We start from the raw sequence: 23,129 nt of genomic DNA, 5'->3' as shown, positions 1-23,129 counted from the left end.
GATAAACATGACAATCATTGGAGAGCTAGGGATTGTATATGGCGTGACCGGAGCTTCAGTTTTAGGAATAAAATTGTTGAAGAAGAAAGGTCTTTATCTTCCAGGTTGGTTGCTACGTGCGGGTCTTAAATGCTTGTTGATTGGGAGTGTTTGGTACGTTCTAATGGATATACTAGATGTGTTTCTAGGTTAGTATTACACCTGGTAGTTGAAAGTGATTATAATAGCGCATCTTAAACCGCTTTTTCTAAGCTTCCATACAGGCTCAACTACCTTAAGGAGGTATGGAGGGAATGTTGTCACTTTTATTAATTCCAGCAACCTTTATAACTGTAGCTTATTTTTATCAAAGTAACGGAATGAGTGATAAGAAAAAAATTGCAACGTTTTTTGAAATTGCAAAGATATGTGTTCAACATAAAGGTGAATTACAATACCCCATTTTTATAAAAGAAATTAAAGATGATATAAGTATGAATTATGTTTACAAGTTACCACTTGGTGTACCTAGTCAACTTATCCAAAAGTTATCGGAAGTATTAGAAGAAGGCCTATATAAACCTGTTAAAATATCGTTCCATCAAAGAGAGCTTCATATTCGCGTATTTAAGCAACAGATACCTGAAATGTGGAATTGGTCTAAGGATCTATTAAAAGAGCATACATGGAGAGTTATGATGGGGAAAGCGTTAGATAAACATGTGTATCATGATTTCGAGAAAACACCGCATATGTGCGTGTCGGGTATGACACGGTTTGGAAAGACAGTATTTCTAAAAAATGTGATGACGAGTTTGATTTTACAACAATCTCAACATGTAAGTTTTTTTATTATTGACTTGAAGGAAGGATTAGAATTTAGCCCCTACAAGAATTTGTCCCAAGTAATAGAAATAGCTGAAAATCCGGAACAGGCGTTAGAAATGTTGGCTAAAGTACGTGAGAAAATGGTTAAACAAATTGAAGTAATGAAGAAGTCCTACTTTACTAATATCATAGATACATCCATAAAAGAGCGATGTTTCATCATAGTAGATGAAGGAGCAAATCTTTGTCCCACACAAGGATTACCTAAAAAACAACGTGATGTATTATTTTTGTGCCAGGAGATGTTATCTGAAATCGCAAGAATCGGAGGTGGTTTAGGATTCCGGCTCATATTTTGTACGCAATATCCTACTTCTGATACATTACCAAGACAAATTAAACAAAATGCTGATGCGAAAATAGGCTTTCGATTACCAACAGCGGTCGCTTCACAAGTTGCTTTAGATGAACCAGGGCTAGAGGATTTACCTTCCCTTCCAGGAAGGGCATTGTTTAAAACGGATCGTACAGAAGAAATCCAAGTACCTTATTTGGAGGATAAAGATATGTGGAGTCTATTGAAGAAATACAAGGTGGTGAAACAAAATGAGGCATCAAACACTCAAACAGAAAACGAGACAAATCGAGATTTTATCCACTTTGAGTAAACTAGATTTTGCAACTAGGAGGCAATTACAAGCCATCCACTGTCTAGGAAGCATTCGAAATGCAAATCGTGTATTAAAGGATATGCATCCGTACTGTCATATTACAAAAATGGCTCGTGAACACGTATATTATTTAAATAAAAAGGGACGGGATTTATTAGGCATTACAAAAGAAGTAAAGAAAAGTAGTCAATTACAGCACATATTAATGCGAAACGAAAGCTGGATGTGGCTTGGATTTCCAGAATGGAAAACAGAAAGACCTATCGAGTTTTCAATCAATGGTCAGCGGTATCAGATTATTCCTGACGCAACGTATTTTGAGGATAATGTTCCCCATTTTGTTGAAATAGATCGTATGCAACATATGAAGGCAAACGAACATAAAATACAGTTATATGGCCATATAACAGATATCTACAAAAGACAGAATGCTATTGTTCCAGTAATTATCTTTTTCACATTATCAGACTATCGGCAATCCAAATTAGAACAATATGCTATAAAGCAAAATGTATTTATGAGAACATTTGTGATGGAAGATGTTTTTAGTTAATTCACGCCCAAAAATCAGTAGAATCTACACTTTTTCCGGTTAAGTTCCTTAAAGCTTTTATAATGCGATTTGAATTCTTAGTTGTCGGTGATACGCTGTCCAAACTACACAATCGACTGACAGTAGAACGAGTTACACCACTTTTTGAAGAGAGTTCTTCTTGTGTAATTTTGTGTCTATCTAAAAAGCGCCCTAAAGCTGATCTAGGTTTAGAATACCAATTCATCAAATTCACTTCCTTATGTGTTTTACTTACAGTTTGTCCAATAATCCCATTTTTTAAAAGTCACTAAAAATAGGAATTTTATTAATAGTTGAGCATAATATTGAATAAGAAATAAAAATAAAAAAATATGTAATAATTTTGTGGAATCTAGCATTCATATAAGTAGCTACAAGTTGCTGATACACTATTCTAATGGCAACTTGTTGCAAAGGGTATTCCTATAAAATTAAAAGCTTAAATCCATTGGTACATAAGGGTTTAGGCTTTTTTAATTTATGAAGTAATGAAACCAAGTTTAATAATTTAAGAGATATTATATTGTTCGGTGGTCGAATATTGAAGAATCATATATATAATTTCACGTACCATATCGATAATAAAAAAATATTTTCTAAATGGTTGTATAAAGCAAAACAATGGGTTTATAATAAGAACAAATGTTCTATTTTGGAGGATAAAACGATGTTTGACTATTCAAAATGCATGAGTCGAATGATTCTCTGCATAGACCTTTGTTCATTTTTTGCCAGTTGCGCGTGTGTCATGAGGGGATTAGATCCATTAAAAGTGAAATTAGCTGTTGTTGGAGACGTAAATCGAAATGGATCTATTGTGTTGGCTGCCACTCCTGAACTGAAAAAATTAGGGATTTCTACAGCAACCAGATTATACGAAATCCCAAAAGATCCGAACATTATTATTGTGAATGCAACAATGAGAAGATTTGTTGAAATTTCAAATCAAATTACAGAAATTTATACAAAGTATGTAGCGTTAGAGGATCTACACGTGTACTCAATAGATGAATGCTTTCTAGATATGCAACAAACAGCGCACCTTTTCGGACGTGATCCAATTGTAATTGCTAAAAGAATTCAAAAAGAGATATATGATACAACGGGTATAACTGCATCTATTGGAATTGCACCTAACCTATTTCTCTCGAAGGTTGCTCTAGATGTGGAAAGTAAACATTCAAAATCAAGGATTGTTATGTGGTCATACGAGGATGTTTCGAAAAAATTATGGGAAATCAAGCCTCTACACAAAGTATGGGGAATCGGAACGGCTACTGAAGAGGCATTACACGGCATGGGGCTATTTTCCTTAAAGGATGTTGCAAAAACGCCTAAAGAGCATTTAATTAAGCGGTTTGGCAAAGTAAAAGGGGAAGAGTTATATTGCTTCTCATATGGTATTGATGAGAGCCGGATTGCAAATAAATACATTCCTAAAAGTACCTCTATAACAAAAGGACAAATCTTGTTAGAGGATTGTTTCAACCCAACTAAATTAAAATTACTCCTTCTAGAACAAATTGAAGAAACCTGTTTTCGCTTACGATCTATAGATAAATGCTGTCGTACGGTTGAGCTTTCTATAGGCTATAGCAAATACATAGGTGGAGGATTTAAACGAGCGATTACATTAGACCAACCAACATGCTTAACAGAAGATGTGTATGAGGCTTCTTTGCAACTATTAAGAAGATTTCATTCTGGTCATCCGGTGCGCCAAATACATATTACACTGAAAAATTTGACCAGGGATGATGCAATTCAAATGTCATTGTTTGAAGATACTTCTCAAAAAGATACTAAAAGGAAATTAGCAAAAACAATGGATAGTATACGGCATAAGCATGGTGAAAATTCAATTATGAGAGGTATTAGTTACATTAAAGGTGCTACACAAAGGGAAAGAAACGGAAAAATAGGTGGGCATAAAGCATAAGGAGGAATACAGATCATGATTGATGATAGAGGTATGATGCGATGGGCTCCGTTTTCAGCAATAAAAGAGCAATTTGAAGGGCTGAATGAATTATACGATAAGCAAAATGAAGTACCGATTCCTATTTTAGATGAACAAAAATTAGAGCTTATAAATGATATTGTGTGTTGTGCAATTGCTGAAAATAAGCAAGTAAGCATTTTCTATCATAAACAGAAAAAAATACAATTGGAAATAGGGTATATTCATTATTATGATACATCTCGAAATGAGTTAAGAGTTATTGATAAGCATGATAAAGTGCTATGCATTAACATCAATTATATTACAGATATAAAATATACATAAATTGAAAAAATAGGATAGGTAGTTATATTGAAACGAACAGGTAAAGATGTAATTGGGCTGATTGGTGCACTACTAGGATTTCTATGTTCATTAGTCATTTTGTTTCTAGGGAGATTAGCTGAAGAAATGGGACGGTTAGAAGGAGCTGAAAAAGGCCTTACTATTGGCTGTATGGGAGCATTTTTTTCTATTTTAGGATTCTTTGGATTTATAAAAGCCAAGAGTTCATGTAAAGAGGCTGGATTTTTAATGATTGTATCTGCAATAGGTTTATTTGTGTGTGTAAATCAAATTACAGCTTATCTATTCTCTGGCTTGGCACTTTTACTTAGTGGACTAAATAATATTTTTGGCAAGAAGTAATACATAAAGCGCAAAAAATATTAATAAAGGAGTTGGTAAGTATGAAATATTTTGTATTTGAAGATGATGAATTAATAGGGGGATGTGAAGAGACAATATACGTTTTTGAACATACCAAAATAAAAAATAACTACGACAGCATTAATAATTTGGAGGAGTTTGCAGTACAATGCCTATTCATTGAACGGAGAAACACGCATTGGTTTTGGTATAAAGGAAAAAATGTGATAGAAATGACTATGGAGGAGTTCGAAGAGAGAATTAGGGCAGAACTAAAAGAATTGAAAATGATATCCGAAGAAGAATTTTCAAAAGTGAAAAACAGATATTCTCCTTATATCAAACCTATTGAATTTCCTCGTAGTGGAATCAGATGTGCATATGCTTATGAACCAGACTGGAATGATGTATTTTTTGTTATGGAAACGGCAGAAAGTTATTTTGCACTTTATTGGTTCACAGGGGCTTAAAAATAACTTCTATTCAAAATTAGCAGATGTTCGATATACAATTAATGAGCTTGATATATAAATAGAGTCCTATATTAATTAGCAAGATCTAATATCTAAAAAACACTTTAGAATTAATGGTTCTGGTGCAAAAAGATGATAAATAAAAAAGAATTAAGGATTCCTAACGGAATCACATGTTAAGCAGTTAATCCAAACAGCTGGTTGATAAAAACATTCTGATTTTGGACGGACTGGTCCTGCAAATCAATTTGTTCTTTTTTGACCATATGCATGGCCTCAACGCCACTCAATATAGAGGCTGCTGTTTTGTATGATTTAAATCCCAACATAGAGCGTAAACGATTTTTAATAAAACGATGATCTTGTTCTACTATGTTATTTAAATATTTTATCCTTCGGATTTTGGTGCCTATTGTTATCCTTTTTTCTTTCTTCAACAGTTCGATAGCGATTGGATAAGCAGGGTTCTTATCAACCGTGATGATACGAGGTTTTGAGACATGAAAAGACCGCAAGGCTTTCTTGAAGAATCGCTTTGCAGCCTTATGATTTCTAGATTTACTCAAATAAAAGTCAATCGTGTTTCCTTCAGAATCAACGGCACGATATAAATACATCCATTGTCCTTTTACTTTGATATATGTTTCGTCTACTTTCCATGAGTTATTCGTTTGTTTGAGATGACGTCGAATTCGTTTATCAAACTCCGGCCCATATTGATGTACCCATCGCATAATAGTTGTATGAGCCAGGAATAACCCTCGTTCCTTCATCATTTCCACCAAATCACGAAAGCTTAATTTGTACCGTAGGTACCAACGTACAGTTAACAAGATGATGTCTGGTTGATAATGTTTCCACTTAAATAAATTCTCCTTTTCCATACTGATCACACACCTTTTATAGAGTAGTACTATCAGTATTTCCAAGTTTGATAGAACATTTTCATATACTTCAAAGTTTTCGCACCGGAACCAAAAATATCAATTAAAAAACTAAAAGCATCTTTTATATTATTTATCATTAAAACGCCCCAACCTTTCACTATATATCAATCCTATTATCCACATTCTACCAGAAAGATTCTCCTTAACGTAACTGAATATAAAAAAGCGGATTGTTTGAATCGACAAAACTAGGTGGTTTGGCTAAGACAATTATTTATTTCTTAATACTTATAAAAGAAAAAGAGTCCTATTAAATTAGGACTCTTTTTCTTTTCTGAAAGTAAACTTTTTATTAGAAGTTTACTTTCAAATACCACAAAAAAAGACAGCTTTAACTGAATAAGCTATCTTTTTCATTTCATCTAAGTTTCACTAATTTGTTGGTTTTAAAGACTTAAATACTAATAATAAAAAGCTAAATAAAATAAAAACTTGAGCATCTTGACTAGGATTGCCATCATAACTATCTTGTATCTCAGTAATTAATTCATGTGCTTTCATTTATCTCATCTCCTTCTGTATATTTAATTTATTAAAACAACAAATTTTGTAACAAAAAAGCAGCTATATTATGTATCTAATCCATCCAATTCAAACTTCGTAACTTAATATTATAATTATAATATGCAAACTGGAAATATCTATAAAATAAACCTTAAATTAACCTTAAATAATTAGATTGTTGTTATCATTTATGAATGTAAACTTTTGAATATTAGTTTACTTTCAGTGATAGAAGTAGAACCACATGCCCATCAACCCAATATTTTGGAGTACCTCCAAAAAAATTCACCTCAGATACAACAAAAGAGCCTTACCTCTATAGGTAAGGCTTCACTAGTATAGTTGTATATATTTACATAACAAATAAGAAACATAAAACATATAATACCAAGTAGCAGAACCCTAACATTCCGCCTATAGCTAGTACCTGTTTAACCCAGCTCTTGAATTTCAGATTACTGTCAATAATCGCTTGCACTCTTTCCATATCCGTTTCCTCCTATTAAGGAGAACCCTTAAAGACTCTCACCTCGCTATGGTACCATTAAAGAATGACTAATAGAGGTCTAATTTTTGTCTAAATGTATAATATTACCCTATATGCAATATTGCATATAAGAATGTGTTGATAAAAATGTAAGCGCTTACTATAATAAAAGCATAAAGATAAATCACATCTTAGCATCAACAACAGAGGAGGAAATAATATGACAATCGCAATGGCAGTTTTATCATTCTTAGGTGGAGTACTTCCATTAGTAACAGAACTTTTAAAAGCAGTAATGTAAATTCATTATTCCACAATTATTTATAAAAATTATCATACCTTAATACGAAAAAAGAGGAGGAAATAATATGGCAATCGCAATGGCAGTTTTAAAATTTGTAGGTGGAATCATTCCATTTGTACAAGAACTTTTAAAAGCAGTAATGTAAGTTCATTATTCCGCAATTATTTATAAAAATTATCATACAAATGATCTGTATATCAAAAGTGAATTGATGTGCAGATCATTTGTGTGAGCGAAGTCCCTTTAGCATTATGAAGGGACTTTTTTGTTATTACCGAAAGTAAACTTTTAGATATAAATTTACATTCACAAAATAATTTATCTTATTCAAAACCGTAAATAATAAAAAGCAAACAAAGAAAATCCATTTGTAATAAAAAGCCTAGCAAAACCCCATTACATACATTAAAATATCCTTATATTTTTAATAATAAAATGAGGGGCTTTTGTATAATGAATAAGAAAAAAATAGGTTTATTTATTTTAGTAGTCATTCTTCTTTGGATTTTATTTCCTCTTTCACCGTATTTAACAGATTTAAATCATACAGAACAAAAGTTATATAATAAACTACAAAAAACTCAAGATATTTATACATTAAAAGATCAAAACCCTAAAACAGTAGTAAGACTATATTTACATTCAATACAAGAAAAAAATTATGAAACAACTTACCTTTTCTATAAAAATGATGAAGAAAAGATTGAAGAAAAGAAACAATTTTTAAAAGAAAGACTTGAACTCCATGAACAAATGCTCTCATTTTTTAAGTTTGTCAGATCATCCGTAATAATAAACGAAGCTCACAAAGATTCTGCAGTTATTAATATGCCACGATGGAAAGGTAAAGATATCCAATTCCATATGTATAAAAAAAATGGAACATGGTTTATATACGACGTTCCTTTTCAATAATTAAATAATATATCTTATTGATTTATCAAAAAGAATGCTGGAATCCCGGGATTCTTTTTGTATTTATGAAAGTAAACTTTTGCATATTAGTTTACTTTCAAATCTTTGGTTTTATTAACTTCATTACAACTTACTCATTTTCCCCAAAACCACTGACAAAAGTATACATTCAAAACAAGATAAAACAAGGGATAAATAACCAACTAATAAATATATTTTTTCTGAAAACTTATGCTATAATTAATCTGTACAAAGGTTGGTATCCTTTTACTTCTAATATTGTATTGATTTATATGTAGTACCCTACTACTTAAATATGGATCTACAAACAAAAAGAACTAGTATGATACTAGTTCTTTTTGTTTGTTTAGAATAAATAAAATTTAAAAAACACATAAATATCCATGTTACCATATATTATGACACTCAATTTTGTTTACACCATACAACAAAATTAAACTAATCCCTTATCTATTATAGATAAGGGATTAGTTTGTATAAATAATTTTTATTTAACAATTTTAATCCTGTCCAAAGATTAAAAACCATATTAAAAGTTTACATAACCCCACTTATCAGCAGTCAATCTATCTAGAAATCTAGAAAAATCGAGTATTGTTGAAAGTTTATCTAAGTATAATGCAACAACCATTGTTGATCAGGACCCATAGACAAATGATTGATTCGCTTCTCTTCAAAATAACTATATAAGTCTTTCCAACTTTTTAATTCCTTAAATAAATTTTCCGTTAATTCAGAAGCAGAAAAGACATATTCGATCAGGTGCTCATACTCATAGAAATAATAAACAAATTCATAATTTATATCATTTATATAACCAGCAACCCCATAACTTTTAGGAAAGCTGTTCATTTTAATCTTAGTAGCTCTTACAAAAGATTCTGGTAAATAACTTAATAATTCATTTTCGTTTTCAGGGATGAGGGCGTAAATATAACACCCTGAAGGATATATATCTTTAATTACTCTAATAAACATTTCTTTTGTCATTTCGTCTTCTAAATCAATCTCGATGAGATCCAAAATATCATCTCCTAGTTCACATAATTTCCGAAGTCGGTAGTCAATAAATCTTTAAAAATATCTCTTATTCATCTCTACTAGAAATTTTTTTGTGATGGGAAACCCAGAACTTTCCCCGATAATCGAATCAATTCCACAATGAGGACATTCTGCTGTATCTTCTTCCTTTTCCCACCAATCTGTTATTTCTTTAGGACTAAATACTTTTAAGCAGTGGAAACAACCACATATAATATCCTTTTCTAAGAGGTTTCTATTATGAGAACAAAAACGATGTGCTTCCTCAAAATATTTTTCCATTAGTATCCCTCTTTTCGTGATTTTCTTCGATACTTTACTTAGATTCTCCTTTTTATATCTTATACATGTGAGGTTAACATAACGTCTCATTATCAGAAGTGCGAAAAGCTAGTATTTTACTAGATTTTTTAATCAGTAAAAAGTCATATGATTTTTATCTTCTTTATAATATTGTAAACGATCTTGTAAAGTACCAGTATGAAACTCAAACTTGTGACCATCTGGATCTGTAAAATAAATAGACCGTTTATCTCGGTCATCTCTTTCTCGTCCGGGTAAGATATTAACATGATTTTGAATTAATATTTCTTTTAAAGAATCAAACTCATTATTTGTTACAGTGAAAGCTATATGTGTGTAAGAGCACTGAATTTCGTTTCTTGGTATACTTTCTTCCACATTTAGAGCAATCCATAAACCATTTAAATCAAAATAAGCTAACTTTCTACCTTTTACTAATAATTTCGCTTGAAGTATAGTTTGATAAAAATCAATAGCTTTCTCTAGATTTGCAACTGAAAAACAAATGTGGTTAATACTTTGTATCATGTTCCATTCTCCTTGTTAATTGATTAAGTTATATATCCCGTTATAAGTAAAAAGACGTTTTTCTACTAGGAGTACAGACCTATCACCAGCTAGCTAGGGAAAGCAAATACTCCAAGACGAGAAGATTAACATCCCAAGATTAAGATGTACATTTTTTTGTTTTGGGGCATTATAAAATTCTTAAGTTGATGGGCATGTGGCGAGACCCCATATAGCGCTATGTTATTTTTTGTTATGTTCTATTTTTATCATTTGAATTTGAAAGATGTCACTGTCTTTTATGCCCAAAACTAGCATTTCTTCTTTTAATGAGCGTCAGGGCTCAATCTTGATAGATTTAGTGAATTTATCTCGTAAGGTATATTCATGTATATAATATAATTCCTCGTTTTTTCTCATTATAAATCCTCTCTTCCTCCTTAAAATAATTGAAAGCCTGTATGTGTATAAAAACTACATATTAAGTGCCAATTTCTAATTTGTTTTTACTTCGGTTTTCTTATAGTAATCGTAATATCTTTTTAGGGATAAGTGAGATTTAAATCCAATTTTTTGCATGAGATGTTCAGGTGTGTTTTTCTGATTAATTTCCCTTAAAACAAAGGTGTTCCGAAAATGTTGGGCGGAAATTCCCTTTCGAAGATTGGCACGTTTCACTTCTAAACGAATCATTTTTTGTACCGAGATTTCAGTTAGAAATTTCGGTGCATCATCGTCATAGCTCCAATGGTATGTCCCACGAGTAAAGTCAAAGGCAACAAATAGTGGATCGGAGCTGTGATATTTAGGACGAACAGGATCAGGAATGGTTTTATAGTAATTATATAAATGTAATTTGTCTTCTTCTTTCAAATGGATGGTACGATTTATCTTTGAGTCTTCAGGAATAGATAGCGTATTGCTTTCGAAATGAACGTGTCTCATTTGTAAAGAAACAAGCTCGTGTAAAGATAATCCATAGTCCAAGAGTAATGAAACGATAGAGATATTTCGTTCTAAGATCATCGGGCGTGCTGATTGTTGTCTTTCTGTCAGGCCTTCTAATGAAGCGACAACTTCTTTTAAACGCTTCTCTTCTTGAGTAGAAATGAAATCCTCACTACGCAATGACCGGTCAGGTGGATCTATACGTATGATACCTTCTATCGGGCTTGGTAAATCTAAGTATTCGTACAATCTATTTAGGACGATGTATATACGGTGTGTGGTCTTGTCGGAGTATTGGCGTTCTTCTTTTAAATAATCAAAAAATGCTTCAAAATCTTTGTTGTGTAGTGATTCCCAAATATAATCTTTAGAGAACCTTTTTGATTGGTGCAGCCATTGAATAAAACTTTCTACATCGTAGATATAGCGCTTAATTGTAGAAGGTTTTCTGCCTTTGTTTAATAAATAAGTGGAAAAGCCTTGTATTGTATTTTGGAGTTCTCTTGTAATCATACTGATTTTTATCCCTCCCTATTCTCATATCTTTTGACCACTCTGTAAAATGTAGGGCTAGTCATATTGCACTTTTTCATAGCGTATAGCGCTGTAATCTCTCCTTCTTTCCATTGGTTATAAGTATCAATGAATTCTTGGGTTATTTCGGTTCTCGGTCTCCCTAAATGCTTTCCTTTTTTCTTTGCCACCTCAATCCCTTCACGTTGGCGAGTTTTTATTTTCGTCCGTTCTTCTTCAGCAAGCCAGGACAAGATTTGGAGTACCAAATCCGTAATAAGATTCCCTAAACTATCTTTATATTGAGTTGTATCTAGAAGTGGCATGTCTAATACAACAATATGAGCTTGTATGTTTTGGGTTAGATCTTTCCACTCCTGAAGGATAGCCTCTTTATTTCTTCCGAAACGATCTAGGGAATGAATGTATAAAATATCATCTTTTCTTAACATACGTTTTAAAAGTTGGTATTGCTCACGGTTAAAATTTCTTCCGCTTTGTTTGTCGATAAAAATATCTCGTTCTTCAGTAATGAATTGTTTCATCGCTTCAAGTTGACGATCTTCATTTTGATCTCGGCTACTAACTCTTATATATCCAAATTTTCTTGTATTCAAAATAAATAAACATCCTTTCAAAAATGCTTCTAATAAAATTATAACAAAAAACACTTCAAAAGGTATATTTATTTAATTAGCACTTCAAAATTGTGTTTTTAGACCTTTTGAAGTGATGAGATGTATTTTAGGGGTATCAAAGTTTCTTAAGTTGATTGCATGTATAAGTGCTCTCTTTTTTAAAAAATATATATTAATAAAATCAGGTAATACTTTAGAAATTCTTTAAATTTATTTAACTTTACTTATCCTTATATATTATTTAGTATATTTTAAGTAAAAGTATTGGATTTAATATTATTAAAGCGGAGGTTTACATGAGCAAAGAAAAGCCCAATAAAACAAAGAAAGATAAAGTTACTTTTAGATTAAACGCACTGTTTTTTTGTGTGTTTTTACTATTTTCAACTATTATTCTTCAGTTAGGAAAAGTACAACTCGTTGATGGAGAATCTTATAAAAATATAGTTGAAAAACAAGAAAACGAAACCATTAGTGTCCCCGTTCCACGTGGACAGATTTTTGATCGAGAAGGTGAAAAGGTTGTTAACAATAACGCTATTCGTGCCATAACGTACACAAGAATGAAAGGTATACAATCCGATGATATTCTGAAAGTAGCTAAAGACCTTTCAAATATAATTGAAATATCCGAAGAAGATATAAATAAATTAACTGAAACAGATAGAAAAGATTTTTGGATGCAAATGAATAAAGAACAGGCCCAAAAAAAAATAACGAAACAAGACGAAGAAAAACTTAGAGCAAAAAATATTGAGGGAAAAGGGTTTGATAATAAAATAGAAAAATTGAGACGAGAACGTGTCACTGATGAAGAACTAAGTAAATTAACGCCAGAAGACCTAAAAGTATTAGCTATTAAAAGTAAAATGAGTTCAGGATATCAAATGACACCTCAAGTTATAAAAAAGAACGCAACCGAGAAAGAATACGCAATAATAAGTGAGAATTTAGAAAGATTCCCAGGGGTAGATGCAACAACAGACTGGGATCGTAATTATGTAAATGGGGATTTATTCCGTTCGGTATTGGGAAATATTACAAGTGCTGAAGAAGGGCTTCCAAAAGAAAATTTAGACTCTTATTTAGTGCGTGGTTACAATCGTAATGATCGCATTGGAAAAAGTTATATTGAACAACGATATGAAGACGTATTACATGGAGAAAAAGCTGAAGTTCGAAATATTACTGACAAAGAAAAAAATATTACTCAAACGGAAATTATTTCCAAAGGGAAGAGTGGAAAAAATTTAACATTAACAATCAATATGAAATTACAGAAGCAGGTTGAAGAGATTATTGAAAAGCGTTTAAAAGAGTTTAAAGGTTCAGAACCACTATTAGACCGAGCGTTTGTTGTAATGATGGATCCAAAAACAGGTCAACTTTTATCCATGGCTGGAAAAAAATTAGTGAAAAAAGATGGGAATATAAAAGTAGAAGATTATGCTTTAGGTACATTGACTAGCTCTTATGAGCTTGGATCTACCGTAAAAGGAGCTACACTTTTAACAGGATTTGAGACAGGTTCCATAACGCCAGGAACATATTTTCATGATGCACCAATGCATTTTAAAGGAACAAAACCCAAAAAATCTTGGAAGGATTTTGGAAGTATTGATGACCTACGAGCGTTACAAGTTTCATCAAATGTTTACATGTTCAATACAGCTTTAAAAATTGCAGGCATAAATTATGTACCTAATAGCTCATTAAATATTACAGCAGCTACATTTGATAAAATGAGATATTATTTTGGACAATTTGGTTTAGGTGTTCCAACAGGTATAGATTTACCAAATGAAGATATTGGACAAGTGAGTAAAGAAAATTATCAGCCAGGTTTCTTACTAGATTTAGCTATTGGACAGTATGATACGTATTCACCATTGCAGTTAGCACAATACATTTCAACTATTGCAAATGGGGGATATCGAATGAAACCACAGATTGTGCAAGAGATTCGAGAGCATACAGTGAAAGAAGAAGAGATTGGAAAAGTTGTACAATCCATGGAGCCAGTTGTATTGAACCGTGTAGATATGAAAAAAGAATATATTGATCGAGTACAAGAAGGTTTCAGAAGAGTATTTCAAGAAGATGATGGAACAGGTGTGCATTATTTCCAAAAAGCTTCTTATAAACCGGCTGGTAAAACAGGAACAGCACAAACAGTTTATGGAGGAGATGATCCTGTTGGTAGAGATGAACAAGGGAAAAGAATCCGTTGTTATAATTTAACTTTAGCAGGATATGCTCCATATGATAACCCGGAAGTCGCATTTTCTGTTGTTGTACCATGGGTATATGATGATAAAGGTGGAATTAATTCAATGATTGGTAGAGACATTTTAGATGCATACTTTGAATTAAAAAAGGATACAGGGGATAATAACCCTTCTCAAACAAACTAAATAAAGCGAATGAAGATAATAAAAAAATGCCCCCTACATTAAAGCTTAGTAGGCGGCATTTTTTATGAAATTATTAATAAGGAATGGAACCATATGTTATCTGAAGAACAAGAATATAATCTTAATTTAAAGTTTTTTCTATTTGGTATGTTGATGTTTTTGTTGTTATTTTTCAATTTTGATTTTTATAAAGTAAAAGGAAATTCCATGTACCCCACTGTACAAGATCAAGAATATATATTAGTAAATAGAGCAGCTACAACAATCTGCCCATTATATCATGGGCAGATTGTTGTTATAAAAATACCGAATGATTCCAATTATTACATAAAAAGAATAATTGGTTTGCCCAATGAAACAGTTAAAATGGTTAACGATTCCGTTTATATAGATGGGGAGAAACAAGAAGAACCTTATGTTTACAAAGATTTAATTAATAAAACTGAATTTTTCTCCAACTTTAGCGAGAGGAAAGTGCCTTCAGGCAAATTATTTGTAATGGGAGATAATCGTTATAAAAGTATGGATAGTCGAAACGGTCTAGGGTATATAGATAAAACTAGTATAGTAGGAGTGTTAGCTTGCAATTTTTGGCTTTTATAAAAAGTACATGGTGTTCCCAGAAAAAAACAGGGGTTTGAATAGTATAAATCCTGGGTGAATAAATGAATACTTGCTAATATAGGTTCTGGTGCAAAAATAAAACAAAAGAGAATAAAGCATATATATTCCTAACGGAATCGTATCTTATGTTGCCAGTCCAAACAATTGATGGATGAATTCTTTTTGATTTTGTACAGACTGGTTCCGTAAAGCAATCTGTTCTTTTTTAATCATATGCATGGCTTCTACTCCAGAAAGAATGGATGTAGCTGTGTCAAAAGACTTAAGGCCTAGCATAGAACGGATTCGCTTCTTTATAAAGCGATGATCTTGTTCTACTATGTTATTCAAGTACTTTTGTTGTCTAAATCGCATACCGTTAGGTATGCTTTTTTCTTTTTTTAACTGTTCAATTGCTATAGGATAAGCTGGATTCTTATCGACTGTTATCACACGTGGCTTTGAAACATGAAAAGACCGCAAAGCTTTCTTGAAAAAGCGCTTTGCAGCCTTATGATCTCTTGTTTTGCTTAGGCAAAAATCGATTGTGTTTCCGTTCGAATCAACAGCACGATACAGGTACATCCATTGACCTTTTACTTTGATATATGTTTCATCGACTCTCCAAGAGTCGTTTATTTGTTTGAGGTAACGTCGGATTCGTTTGTCCAATTCAGGACCATACTGATGAACCCAACGCATAATCGTTGTATGAGAAATGGATAAACCACGTTCCTCCATCATTTCCACCAAATCACGAAAACTTAGGTTGTACCGTAGGTACCATCTTACCATTAATAAGATAATATCAGGCTGATAGTGCTTCCATTTGAACCAATTTTTCTTTTCCATACCGATCACACACCCTTTTAGAGTAATAGTATCAGTATGTCCAAGTTTTAGAGATTACTTGTAATTATCTTGAAGTTTTTGCACCAGAACCCTTCCACTTGAATAAATTTCGCTTTTCCATACTAATCACGCACCTTTTTTAGAGTAATAGTATCAGTATGTCCAAGATTTAGAGATTACCTGCAATTATCTTGAAGTTTTCGCACCAGAACCGGTTGTACCGTAGGTACCATCTCACGGTTAATAAAATAATATCAGGTTGATAATGTTTCCACTTGAATAGATTTTGCTTTTCCATACCAATCACATCCTTTTTCATAGTACTAGTATCAGTATGTCCAAGTTTAGGAGGTTACTTACAAGCGTTTTGGAGTGTTTGCACCAGAACCCGGAGAAGCATATTTCCATAGTCCATCATATAAGTGGAAAAGTATTGTGTTACAACATTTCAACAAAATACAAAGCAAAGAAATGAGCATTGAACAGCTCGTTTCTTTGCTTGAAAAAGAAGGAATTCAGTTCGCACAATCTAAATCTTTAATTCGATATCCTGTTATAGATTGCTTGAAGTATATCGCAAAAATTAGTGGGGCGAACCTAGAGTTGTAAAATTGTATAATAAACAACGATATTCTTAATTTTAGGAGGGAAAAATGGTTGAGTGTGTGACTCGCAACGCAACTATCAGATTCGATATACAATTATTGCACCTAGTGGAGAACGATATACGCTACGATCAACTCACTTTATTTTAATGTAATATTTGCATCCCTGAAAACTTTATATTATGATAATGGAATAATGTAACTAAACCTAATTATTTATCGGAAGTGGAGCGAATCGTTATATGTATCCTAAGTTCATTGACAAAATGGCGTTTTCAAAAACACATAAAGAGTTATTAATTAAGCTGTATAACAAAGAAATTACGAGAAGTGAGTATAATCGTTTGATAGATACGTTCTATCAAACGCAACAAAAAGTAGTTGTAAAGTAAGTGGATTTTTGTTTTATAAATATAAGAAATTTGGTTTTGGTGCAAATATATGAAGAAGAACATGGATGATAGTAGATTCCTAACGGAATCGTATTTTATGCTATAAGTCCAAACACTCGGTGGACGAACTCTTTCTGATTTTGGACAGACTTCCTGGACTTATCCCCGTCAAGTAGACAACTGTAAAAAAGACTATGCAGCCATCGAAATTCGATATTCGATCGGAGCTCGATGATTGAGTCGTTTTTGGAATCGTTTGTAGTTATAATGATAGATGTATGTTTCAATTGCTTGAATTAGTTCTCCCTTTGTTTGATAGTCATTAAGATAAAACATTTCAGATTTAAAATGAGAGAAGAATGATTCAATGCAAGCATTGTCATGGCAGTTTCCTTTACGGGAATGGCTGCCGATGGCGCCTAGCTGTTGAAGCATACGCCAATAAGCAGGAGATGTATATTGGAATCCTTGATCTGAGTGGATGATGGTTCCATACACATCTCTTTTTTGTGTTGCTAAATCTAATGTTTTTAGAACAAGTTGTAAATCATTGCGATGTGAGAGTTTCCAAGCAACGATTTCATTATTGTAAAGGGGATACGGCAACGATTCTGGGTATGAGGGGCCACTCTGTAAAAATATTCAAATAAATACAATAAAAACCGTAGAAATTAATTATTTCTACGGTTTTATGTTTACCTAAGTTTATTTAATCATTTCACAACAATATAGAATTCATCCGCCATTTCTTCTTGAGCATCTTGAAATGTTTCTAAAATCAAATCTGCTTCTTGTCCTAACATATTCTGGCTTTCTTTGAAAAATTCCCATTCTATTGTTAAGGGAAGAGTAACCCATGCAGTTAAGCAATCCCACAACGCATTAGCATTTTCACCATAGTAATCTGGAAGATCTAATTTGTTCTTTAATGTTTTATGCAGTGCATCTTTACTTGTAAACATCCGTCCATCTAAATATATTTTTTCCATAACTAAATTCCTTTCTACTTTATTTCAGTAAACGTTTTGTAATGATCTGAAGTCTTATACAGGTTGTTTTTGCCCAAATCCCCGAAAAGGGGGAATTAGCTAAATTTATGCACTACGTCAAAAAGTACACTTTATGACATAGCTAAAAATCTAGAATTTTTCATTTCAAAAATACAACTTATGCTTATTTGAAATATGTCAATTAAAATGTATATGTTTTGACATGTAGATTATTAAAAGTAGTTAAAACCCTTTATTTATAAGCGGTTTGTTTATAGTTCGCTTGCTATTCCCCCATTTCGAGGGGATGGACAAAGATATCCAATAACGATTTTGTTTCAACTTTATAAAACTCATTTTCACTAAAATCGTTTCAAAGTTTCCATTGAACATATATAATACTTTCAAACGATTTAAATTCTACAATCAGTAATGGAGGCCTTTTTAATGGGAAACATCCCAAAAGTAGTATCAGAACAATCGAACCCCAAAATACCATCACAGCAAGTGAACCCTAATACGTACCAAGTTAATAATAAAAAAATAAGACGCCGTGTTATAGCTGCTTTAGCTTTTATATTACCTGTGATTTTTGGTGTACAATACTCCCTTAATAAGCAACAAGATAGTATTAAAGAAAAACAAATCATGATGGGTAAGGCAAAGCAAGAATTATCTTCTTTAAAAAAAGATGGGCAACACATTGAGAAAGACTTCAAAATGTTAACTGGTAGCGAAGAAGATATTTTAAAGTTCGCAAGGAAACTGTATCAATTTTCCGATTCGAATGAAACTATATTTGTAACAACTGAATAAAGTAAGAAACCATATTCAGCACCTCGCGGTAATTCCTAATTGGGGTCACCATACATGCCCATCAAGCTAAGGTTAGGTATACCATGAACTTCCATTCTTGTTGCCTACATGCTTGATATTTTGTTTATTTGTTTTTAAAATACGCATACCAAATAAACCTTGATAAGGTGTATTTTTAAAGATTATGCAGTTTTCTGCTTTAGATTGGATATAGTACACTGATAAACGACACCCAAAATATCAAAGACTGTCTTTTTCTCATATCGATGGGATTTCCGTCCGTATTTCTGTAAGAGGTCAAACAGACGAAGGAAAATTTTTGATACTTCTTGGGTGTCTTTTTGTATAGCTTCATATACTAAGTACAGATGATCTTGAATCATATAAATTGCTTTATATTCACTTAATTCTTTTTGTTTTTTCTGTAGTAACAGCTGTCGCATTTTGAACATAGTGGAAGAACAAAGAAAAATAGCAATTAACTGTCCATAAAGATGACATTCTAGACGCTCTCGCTTAATATTGTGACAATGATTGATACCAAAAAGAGATTTCCATGTTTTAAATACAATCTCTATTTGCCAACGTAGAGAGTAAATTTCATGAACCTGTTCCATCGGAACAATTTCCCATGGTATGTTGGTAATATAAACATTGATTTCTGTTAAACGTTTACTTTTTTCGGAGTATGTAACTCCTTTTTTCTTTTCAACATAAGATTGCTGTTTCCTACGTTTATGAACTTGAGTTGATGTGAGTCTGTATATTACAACTCGCGAGGGTAATTTTTGTTGTCCAACATAGGCATTCCGAATTTCATAAGTATCTCCTGGTTTTATCTGATGCATGATATCTTCAAGGTCAAGTAAAACATATAAAGATTGCTTTTTAACTGTCCCATCCCGAAAGAATTCTGGCGATTCATTTTTTACATATACTCTATTATTTAATTTCAACCGTGAAACATAGAATACCCCTCGTTGATCCATCTGGTCTAAATCTTTTAGAGAAAAGTATCCTAAATCTCGAATACATAAATCTCCTGGGCGTAAGGTGTCCAAACACTCTGTACCAAAGGTTTTATCATTATTTTTACCTGGTTCTATTTGAACATTGAGGAATTTTCCACTATGTAAATCATATTCTAGCTGAATCTTAATGCCGGCTGTTTGTGCACATCCTCCTGAACCAGGATAAATAGAAGCCAAATGATTGGGAACTTGAAAAATAGTAGCATCTAAAATACGTATACGTTGAAAATAAGAAGCGTATTGGTTTGAGATTTGAGACGTATCGTTTAGTTTGCTTTTGATTAAAAGGGAAAATACACGCTGTAGAAATAAAACAGCACATCGATTAAAACGTTGATTAAGTCCTTCTGGACTCATAAGTGTAGCTGTATTTGCATAAAGCTGGCTACATAATCGAGTAAGAGAATCGCTTGCTACATGTTGACTAATCCAGATACATAAAGCAGCCAAATCTCGTGCACCATACTTACTTTTACGTTTTACAAAACCTGTCTCTTGTGCTAGTTGTTGAAGAATATGTGGAGATAGATATCGCTGTAGTTCTTCAGCGAACAAATGAAACTCATCTTGAATCGATAGATTCATACAAAAACGCCGTCCTTTCTGTATATTTCTACAAAAAGAATAGCGTATTTCCATTGTTTTTTGGAGTTAATTTCTTAATTTTCATGAAAATGTATTTGCAAACCCAAAATATGGTTGACAATTAATGATTACATTTGTAATATCGGTCTATAGATTACAGATGTAATACGAGGAGTGGAATTTTATATAATGAAAAAATCACCTAAAATATCGGAAGCTGAATTGGAAATCATGAAAGTTCTTTGGTCAAAATCTCCTCAAACAGCGAATGAAGTGATTGAAGCGCTAGAGGTAACAATGGACTGGAAACCGAAAACAATTCGAACGCTTATTAATCGATTAGTCCAAAAAGAAGCTGTTTCTTACCAGCAAGAAAAAGGGCGTATGTATGCATATTATCCTTTAGTGTCGCAAGATAGTTATCTACAAGTAGAAACAAAATCGCTCCTCAAACGTTTCTATGGTGCAGCATTTAAACCTTTACTTGTGAATTTTTTAAAAGAAGAAAAACTTTCTTCAGAAGATATTAATGAACTCAAACGTATTCTGGATGAGAAGACTGAGGAAAATCAGAGGAAGGATAGATAATGATGATAGATATGTTTGTAAACGTCTATCTACCTCGATTTTTTGATTGGGTGATAGAAACATCCATTATGGCAAGTATATTAGTTGGTTTAATCTTATGTGTCAAAATCTTGCTTAGAAACAAGTTAACCCCGCGATGGCAGTATCTATTATGGATGATATTAATTGTAAGACTTCTATTACCATGGTCACCAAATAGTTCCTACAGTATCTACTCTATTCTTTCGTACAGTAATGGAACTCCTGATACCTTTTACCAAGAGCCTGTAGCTGTTTCTTCTACAAAAGAGCGGACAGATATAGGCGATACAAAGATAGTCACAAAAGAAAATAACTATGCATCTGATTTAACACAACCAGCCGAAAGTAAGAAACAAACGCACAGTAATAAAAAGCCACAGGATGATACGTTTTCATTTTATACAATCGCTTTATATATTTGGCTTGCTGGGGTTATCATTCTAGGTCTTGCCACCATCATTATGAATAGGCGTTTACTTCTCTACATAAAAAAACAACCTGTTATTACAGATGAAAGGATTGTCAAAATCTTTGAAAGCTGTAATAAATCTATGTCCGTTCAACAGGATATCCCACTCCACTTAGCTGGAAAAATTACAAGTCCAACTGTTTTCGGATTTTTTCGACCAAGGATATTATTGTCAAGTGCACATATGAAAGTATTAGATGATCAACAACTACGATATATTTTTTATCATGAATTGGCTCACATCAAAAGAAAAGATGTCGGTGTGAATTGGCTTATGCATGGCTTACTCATCCTAAATTGGTTTAACCCGATTCTTTGGTATGCCTACTCATGCATGCGGGAAGATCAGGAACTGGCATGCGATGCATTTGCACTTACATTTATAGATTCAGAGGAACAACTTGCATATGGTCATACCATTATTACCCTTTTAGAACACTATTCAAGTTATTATCAAATACCAAGCTTAGCGAACTTAAGCAGAAATAAACGAACATTAAAAAGGAGAATTCTTATGATTAAAAAGTTCAAAAAGAACTCTTATCGTTGGTCTGCATTGGGAGTTGTTGCTATTATTGCTGTATCATCTGTATCTTTATTAAATGCGCGTGCAGATAAACCAACTAACTTACAGAAAGAACAAGCGGAAGTGAAAAATAATATCAAAGAAACAAAAACACAAGCTAAAGTACCTATTCAGCAAATCGTAGAAAAGATGATTGGTACAAAAGAACAAGCATTTACAGAATTTCATGTTTCAGAGAGTCAATATGAATCTATACTTGAAAAATTTGAAGTGGCGCGAAATTTTTTGACAAGGGATGAATTTGATCGATTGATTAAAGGGCAAACAGAGGCGTATATCATAGATAAAAAGATAGTAGCTTTAGGTAGCCATGGGAATTTAGAGCCAGAAGATGAAAAAAAATCGGAGGAAATTGGAAAATCTCTTGGCCCATTGTGGGAAAAAATATATTCACATTTCAGATATACAGTTGAGGAAGCGCAGAAATTAGTGGATTTTCCAATCAAAAAACCAACTTATACAGCAAAAGGCTATGAGCTAAAGAAGGAAAAAGTTGATACAGATATTACAATCGGAAAGCCAAAACCAATTATTAATTCAAGATACAAAAAAGGAGAGTTCAGTTATACGATTTACCAATCAGCGATTATGGAAAAAGAAAAAGATCCATTTTATTTTCAAGTTAATGACAACGATAAGATAGAAAATTATGAGCTAGAAGGTGCAAAATTCACTTTTGCTAAGATGACTGGAAGTAATATGAAAGGTATGAAGATGATTGTTCCTGCAAAAGGAAAGGACAATGCCTATCAAGTTGTAATTATTGACGGTGTTTTAAATAAAGCTGAATTAGAGAAAATCATGATTTCCTTTTTAAAATAAAAAATAGAGTCTCGAGAAAAAAATCTTGAGACTCTATTTTTTATTTGAGTTTG

At 32.5% G+C, this 23,129-nt stretch carries 27 protein-coding genes and 2 pseudogenes; 15 read left to right on the top strand and 14 right to left on the bottom strand.

Annotation, left to right across the window (positions count from 1 at the left end; translation table 11 throughout):
• The first annotated feature begins 7 nt into the window (after positions 1-7).
• From NSS97_RS28405 to NSS97_RS28395, 3 genes are all read left to right on the top strand, one after another.
• Positions 8-193 carry a hypothetical protein gene (locus tag NSS97_RS28405; protein ID WP_016128141.1) on the top strand — a complete coding sequence of 62 codons (186 nt, stop codon included), beginning with the start codon at positions 8-10 and terminating at the stop codon, positions 191-193.
• A 100-nt stretch (positions 194-293) separates the two neighbouring features.
• A complete protein-coding gene (locus NSS97_RS28400; protein ID WP_341114893.1) occupies positions 294-1,475 on the top strand; it encodes an FtsK/SpoIIIE domain-containing protein in 1,182 nt (393 codons plus the stop codon).
• Positions 1,414-2,031, top strand: a complete 618-nt coding sequence (locus tag NSS97_RS28395; protein ID WP_048517290.1) for a replication-relaxation family protein — start codon at positions 1,414-1,416, stop codon at positions 2,029-2,031. The genes NSS97_RS28400 and NSS97_RS28395 overlap by 62 nt, the downstream gene beginning before the upstream one ends.
• Position 2,032: 1 nt before the next feature.
• On the opposite strand, the gene NSS97_RS28390 is transcribed toward NSS97_RS28395, so the two are convergent.
• Positions 2,033-2,257 carry a helix-turn-helix domain-containing protein gene (locus NSS97_RS28390; RefSeq protein WP_002187909.1) on the bottom strand — a complete coding sequence of 75 codons (225 nt, stop codon included), beginning with the start codon at positions 2,255-2,257 and terminating at the stop codon, positions 2,033-2,035.
• Positions 2,258-2,719: 462 nt separating this feature from the next.
• On the opposite strand from NSS97_RS28390, the gene NSS97_RS28385 reads away from it, so the two are divergent.
• From NSS97_RS28385 to NSS97_RS28370, 4 genes are read left to right on the top strand one after another with little or no spacing between them, the layout of a single operon-like run.
• On the top strand, positions 2,720-3,991 hold the full coding sequence (locus NSS97_RS28385) for a Y-family DNA polymerase (RefSeq protein WP_341114888.1): 1,272 nt from the start codon (positions 2,720-2,722) through the stop codon (positions 3,989-3,991).
• Positions 3,992-4,009: 18 nt separating this feature from the next.
• The gene (locus tag NSS97_RS28380; protein ID WP_033713955.1) at positions 4,010-4,339 is read left to right on the top strand and encodes a YolD-like family protein; all 330 of its coding nucleotides are present in this window, start codon (positions 4,010-4,012) and stop codon (positions 4,337-4,339) included.
• Between the two features lie 27 nt (positions 4,340-4,366).
• Positions 4,367-4,702, top strand: a complete 336-nt coding sequence (locus NSS97_RS28375) for a hypothetical protein (protein ID WP_016128154.1) — start codon at positions 4,367-4,369, stop codon at positions 4,700-4,702.
• A gap of 41 nt (positions 4,703-4,743) precedes the next feature.
• Positions 4,744-5,172, top strand: coding sequence for a hypothetical protein (locus NSS97_RS28370; RefSeq protein ID WP_016128155.1), 429 nt, complete (start codon positions 4,744-4,746; stop codon positions 5,170-5,172).
• A gap of 179 nt (positions 5,173-5,351) precedes the next feature.
• Here NSS97_RS28370 and NSS97_RS28365 read toward each other — a convergent pair whose 3' ends face one another.
• From NSS97_RS28365 to NSS97_RS28355, 3 genes are all read right to left on the bottom strand, one after another.
• Positions 5,352-6,059 carry an IS6 family transposase gene (locus NSS97_RS28365; protein WP_048517288.1) on the bottom strand — a complete coding sequence of 236 codons (708 nt, stop codon included), beginning with the start codon at positions 6,057-6,059 and terminating at the stop codon, positions 5,352-5,354.
• Between the two features lie 435 nt (positions 6,060-6,494).
• Entirely contained in the window at positions 6,495-6,623 is a 129-nt protein-coding gene (locus tag NSS97_RS28360; RefSeq protein WP_016103653.1) for a hypothetical protein, read from the bottom strand.
• 355 nt (positions 6,624-6,978) lie between these two features.
• Positions 6,979-7,113, bottom strand: a complete 135-nt coding sequence (locus NSS97_RS28355; protein WP_265324045.1) for a hypothetical protein — start codon at positions 7,111-7,113, stop codon at positions 6,979-6,981.
• 757 nt (positions 7,114-7,870) lie between these two features.
• On the opposite strand from NSS97_RS28355, the gene NSS97_RS28350 reads away from it, so the two are divergent.
• Positions 7,871-8,332 (top strand): hypothetical protein, encoded by a 462-nt coding sequence (locus NSS97_RS28350; RefSeq protein ID WP_003193813.1) that lies wholly within the window; start codon positions 7,871-7,873, stop codon positions 8,330-8,332.
• 630 nt (positions 8,333-8,962) lie between these two features.
• On the opposite strand, the gene NSS97_RS28345 is transcribed toward NSS97_RS28350, so the two are convergent.
• The 5 genes from NSS97_RS28345 to NSS97_RS28325 all read right to left on the bottom strand — a co-directional run bounded on the left by NSS97_RS28345 (position 8,963) and on the right by NSS97_RS28325 (position 12,282).
• Entirely contained in the window at positions 8,963-9,376 is a 414-nt protein-coding gene (locus tag NSS97_RS28345) for a hypothetical protein (RefSeq protein ID WP_016128159.1), read from the bottom strand.
• Positions 9,377-9,427: 51 nt separating this feature from the next.
• Positions 9,428-9,676 carry a hypothetical protein gene (locus NSS97_RS28340; protein ID WP_016128160.1) on the bottom strand — a complete coding sequence of 83 codons (249 nt, stop codon included), beginning with the start codon at positions 9,674-9,676 and terminating at the stop codon, positions 9,428-9,430.
• A gap of 132 nt (positions 9,677-9,808) precedes the next feature.
• A complete protein-coding gene (gene fosB / locus NSS97_RS28335) occupies positions 9,809-10,225 on the bottom strand; it encodes a FosB family fosfomycin resistance bacillithiol transferase (protein ID WP_016128161.1) in 417 nt (138 codons plus the stop codon).
• Positions 10,226-10,699: 474 nt separating this feature from the next.
• Positions 10,700-11,665, bottom strand: a complete 966-nt coding sequence (locus NSS97_RS28330; RefSeq protein ID WP_016128162.1) for a tyrosine-type recombinase/integrase — start codon at positions 11,663-11,665, stop codon at positions 10,700-10,702.
• Positions 11,666-11,673: 8 nt separating this feature from the next.
• Positions 11,674-12,282: a recombinase family protein gene (locus NSS97_RS28325; RefSeq protein ID WP_016128163.1), complete on the bottom strand. Its 609-nt coding sequence runs from the start codon at positions 12,280-12,282 to the stop codon at positions 11,674-11,676.
• A 317-nt stretch (positions 12,283-12,599) separates the two neighbouring features.
• Between NSS97_RS28325 and NSS97_RS28320 the strand changes: the two genes are divergently transcribed.
• Positions 12,600-14,717: a peptidoglycan D,D-transpeptidase FtsI family protein gene (locus NSS97_RS28320; protein WP_341114872.1), complete on the top strand. Its 2,118-nt coding sequence runs from the start codon at positions 12,600-12,602 to the stop codon at positions 14,715-14,717.
• Positions 14,718-14,810: 93 nt separating this feature from the next.
• On the top strand, positions 14,811-15,320 hold the full coding sequence (lepB, locus tag NSS97_RS28315; protein ID WP_002187936.1) for a signal peptidase I: 510 nt from the start codon (positions 14,811-14,813) through the stop codon (positions 15,318-15,320).
• Positions 15,321-15,464: 144 nt separating this feature from the next.
• Here the strand turns inward: lepB and NSS97_RS28310 are convergent, their stop codons facing one another.
• Both NSS97_RS28310 and NSS97_RS28305 read right to left on the bottom strand, forming a co-directional pair.
• Positions 15,465-16,172, bottom strand: coding sequence for an IS6 family transposase (locus tag NSS97_RS28310; protein ID WP_341114870.1), 708 nt, complete (start codon positions 16,170-16,172; stop codon positions 15,465-15,467).
• 214 nt (positions 16,173-16,386) lie between these two features.
• Positions 16,387-16,470 (bottom strand): annotated as a pseudogene (locus tag NSS97_RS28305) (IS6 family transposase); the annotation flags it as partial.
• A 92-nt stretch (positions 16,471-16,562) separates the two neighbouring features.
• Between NSS97_RS28305 and NSS97_RS28300 the strand changes: the two are divergent.
• Positions 16,563-16,781 (top strand): annotated as a pseudogene (locus NSS97_RS28300) (hypothetical protein); the annotation flags it as partial.
• Positions 16,782-17,019: 238 nt separating this feature from the next.
• Entirely contained in the window at positions 17,020-17,169 is a 150-nt protein-coding gene (locus NSS97_RS28295) for a hypothetical protein (RefSeq protein ID WP_002187941.1), read from the top strand.
• Between the two features lie 192 nt (positions 17,170-17,361).
• Here the strand turns inward: NSS97_RS28295 and NSS97_RS28290 are convergent, their stop codons facing one another.
• The gene (locus tag NSS97_RS28290; RefSeq protein ID WP_157681249.1) at positions 17,362-17,775 is read right to left on the bottom strand and encodes an IS3 family transposase; all 414 of its coding nucleotides are present in this window, start codon (positions 17,773-17,775) and stop codon (positions 17,362-17,364) included.
• Between the two features lie 107 nt (positions 17,776-17,882).
• Positions 17,883-18,158, bottom strand: coding sequence for a barstar family protein (locus NSS97_RS28285; RefSeq protein ID WP_002187942.1), 276 nt, complete (start codon positions 18,156-18,158; stop codon positions 17,883-17,885).
• Positions 18,159-18,605: 447 nt separating this feature from the next.
• Between NSS97_RS28285 and NSS97_RS28280 the strand changes: the two genes are divergently transcribed.
• The gene (locus tag NSS97_RS28280) at positions 18,606-18,974 is read left to right on the top strand and encodes a septum formation initiator family protein (protein ID WP_087996920.1); all 369 of its coding nucleotides are present in this window, start codon (positions 18,606-18,608) and stop codon (positions 18,972-18,974) included.
• 182 nt (positions 18,975-19,156) lie between these two features.
• On the opposite strand, the gene NSS97_RS28275 is transcribed toward NSS97_RS28280, so the two are convergent.
• A complete protein-coding gene (locus tag NSS97_RS28275; protein WP_103458706.1) occupies positions 19,157-20,590 on the bottom strand; it encodes an IS4 family transposase in 1,434 nt (477 codons plus the stop codon).
• A 186-nt stretch (positions 20,591-20,776) separates the two neighbouring features.
• Between NSS97_RS28275 and NSS97_RS28270 the strand changes: the two genes are divergently transcribed.
• Positions 20,777-21,178, top strand: coding sequence for a BlaI/MecI/CopY family transcriptional regulator (locus tag NSS97_RS28270; protein ID WP_394818279.1), 402 nt, complete (start codon positions 20,777-20,779; stop codon positions 21,176-21,178).
• Positions 21,179-21,180: 2 nt separating this feature from the next.
• Positions 21,181-23,076 carry a M56 family metallopeptidase gene (locus NSS97_RS28265; protein WP_341115029.1) on the top strand — a complete coding sequence of 632 codons (1,896 nt, stop codon included), beginning with the start codon at positions 21,181-21,183 and terminating at the stop codon, positions 23,074-23,076.
• Positions 23,077-23,129 lie beyond the last annotated feature (53 nt).

Origin of the sequence: Bacillus sp. FSL R12-0074 (assembly GCF_038005725.1) — a bacterium.
GTDB lineage: Bacteria > Bacillota > Bacilli > Bacillales > Bacillaceae_G > Bacillus_A > Bacillus_A mycoides.
This window is presented reverse-complemented; position numbering and strand designations above follow the sequence as displayed.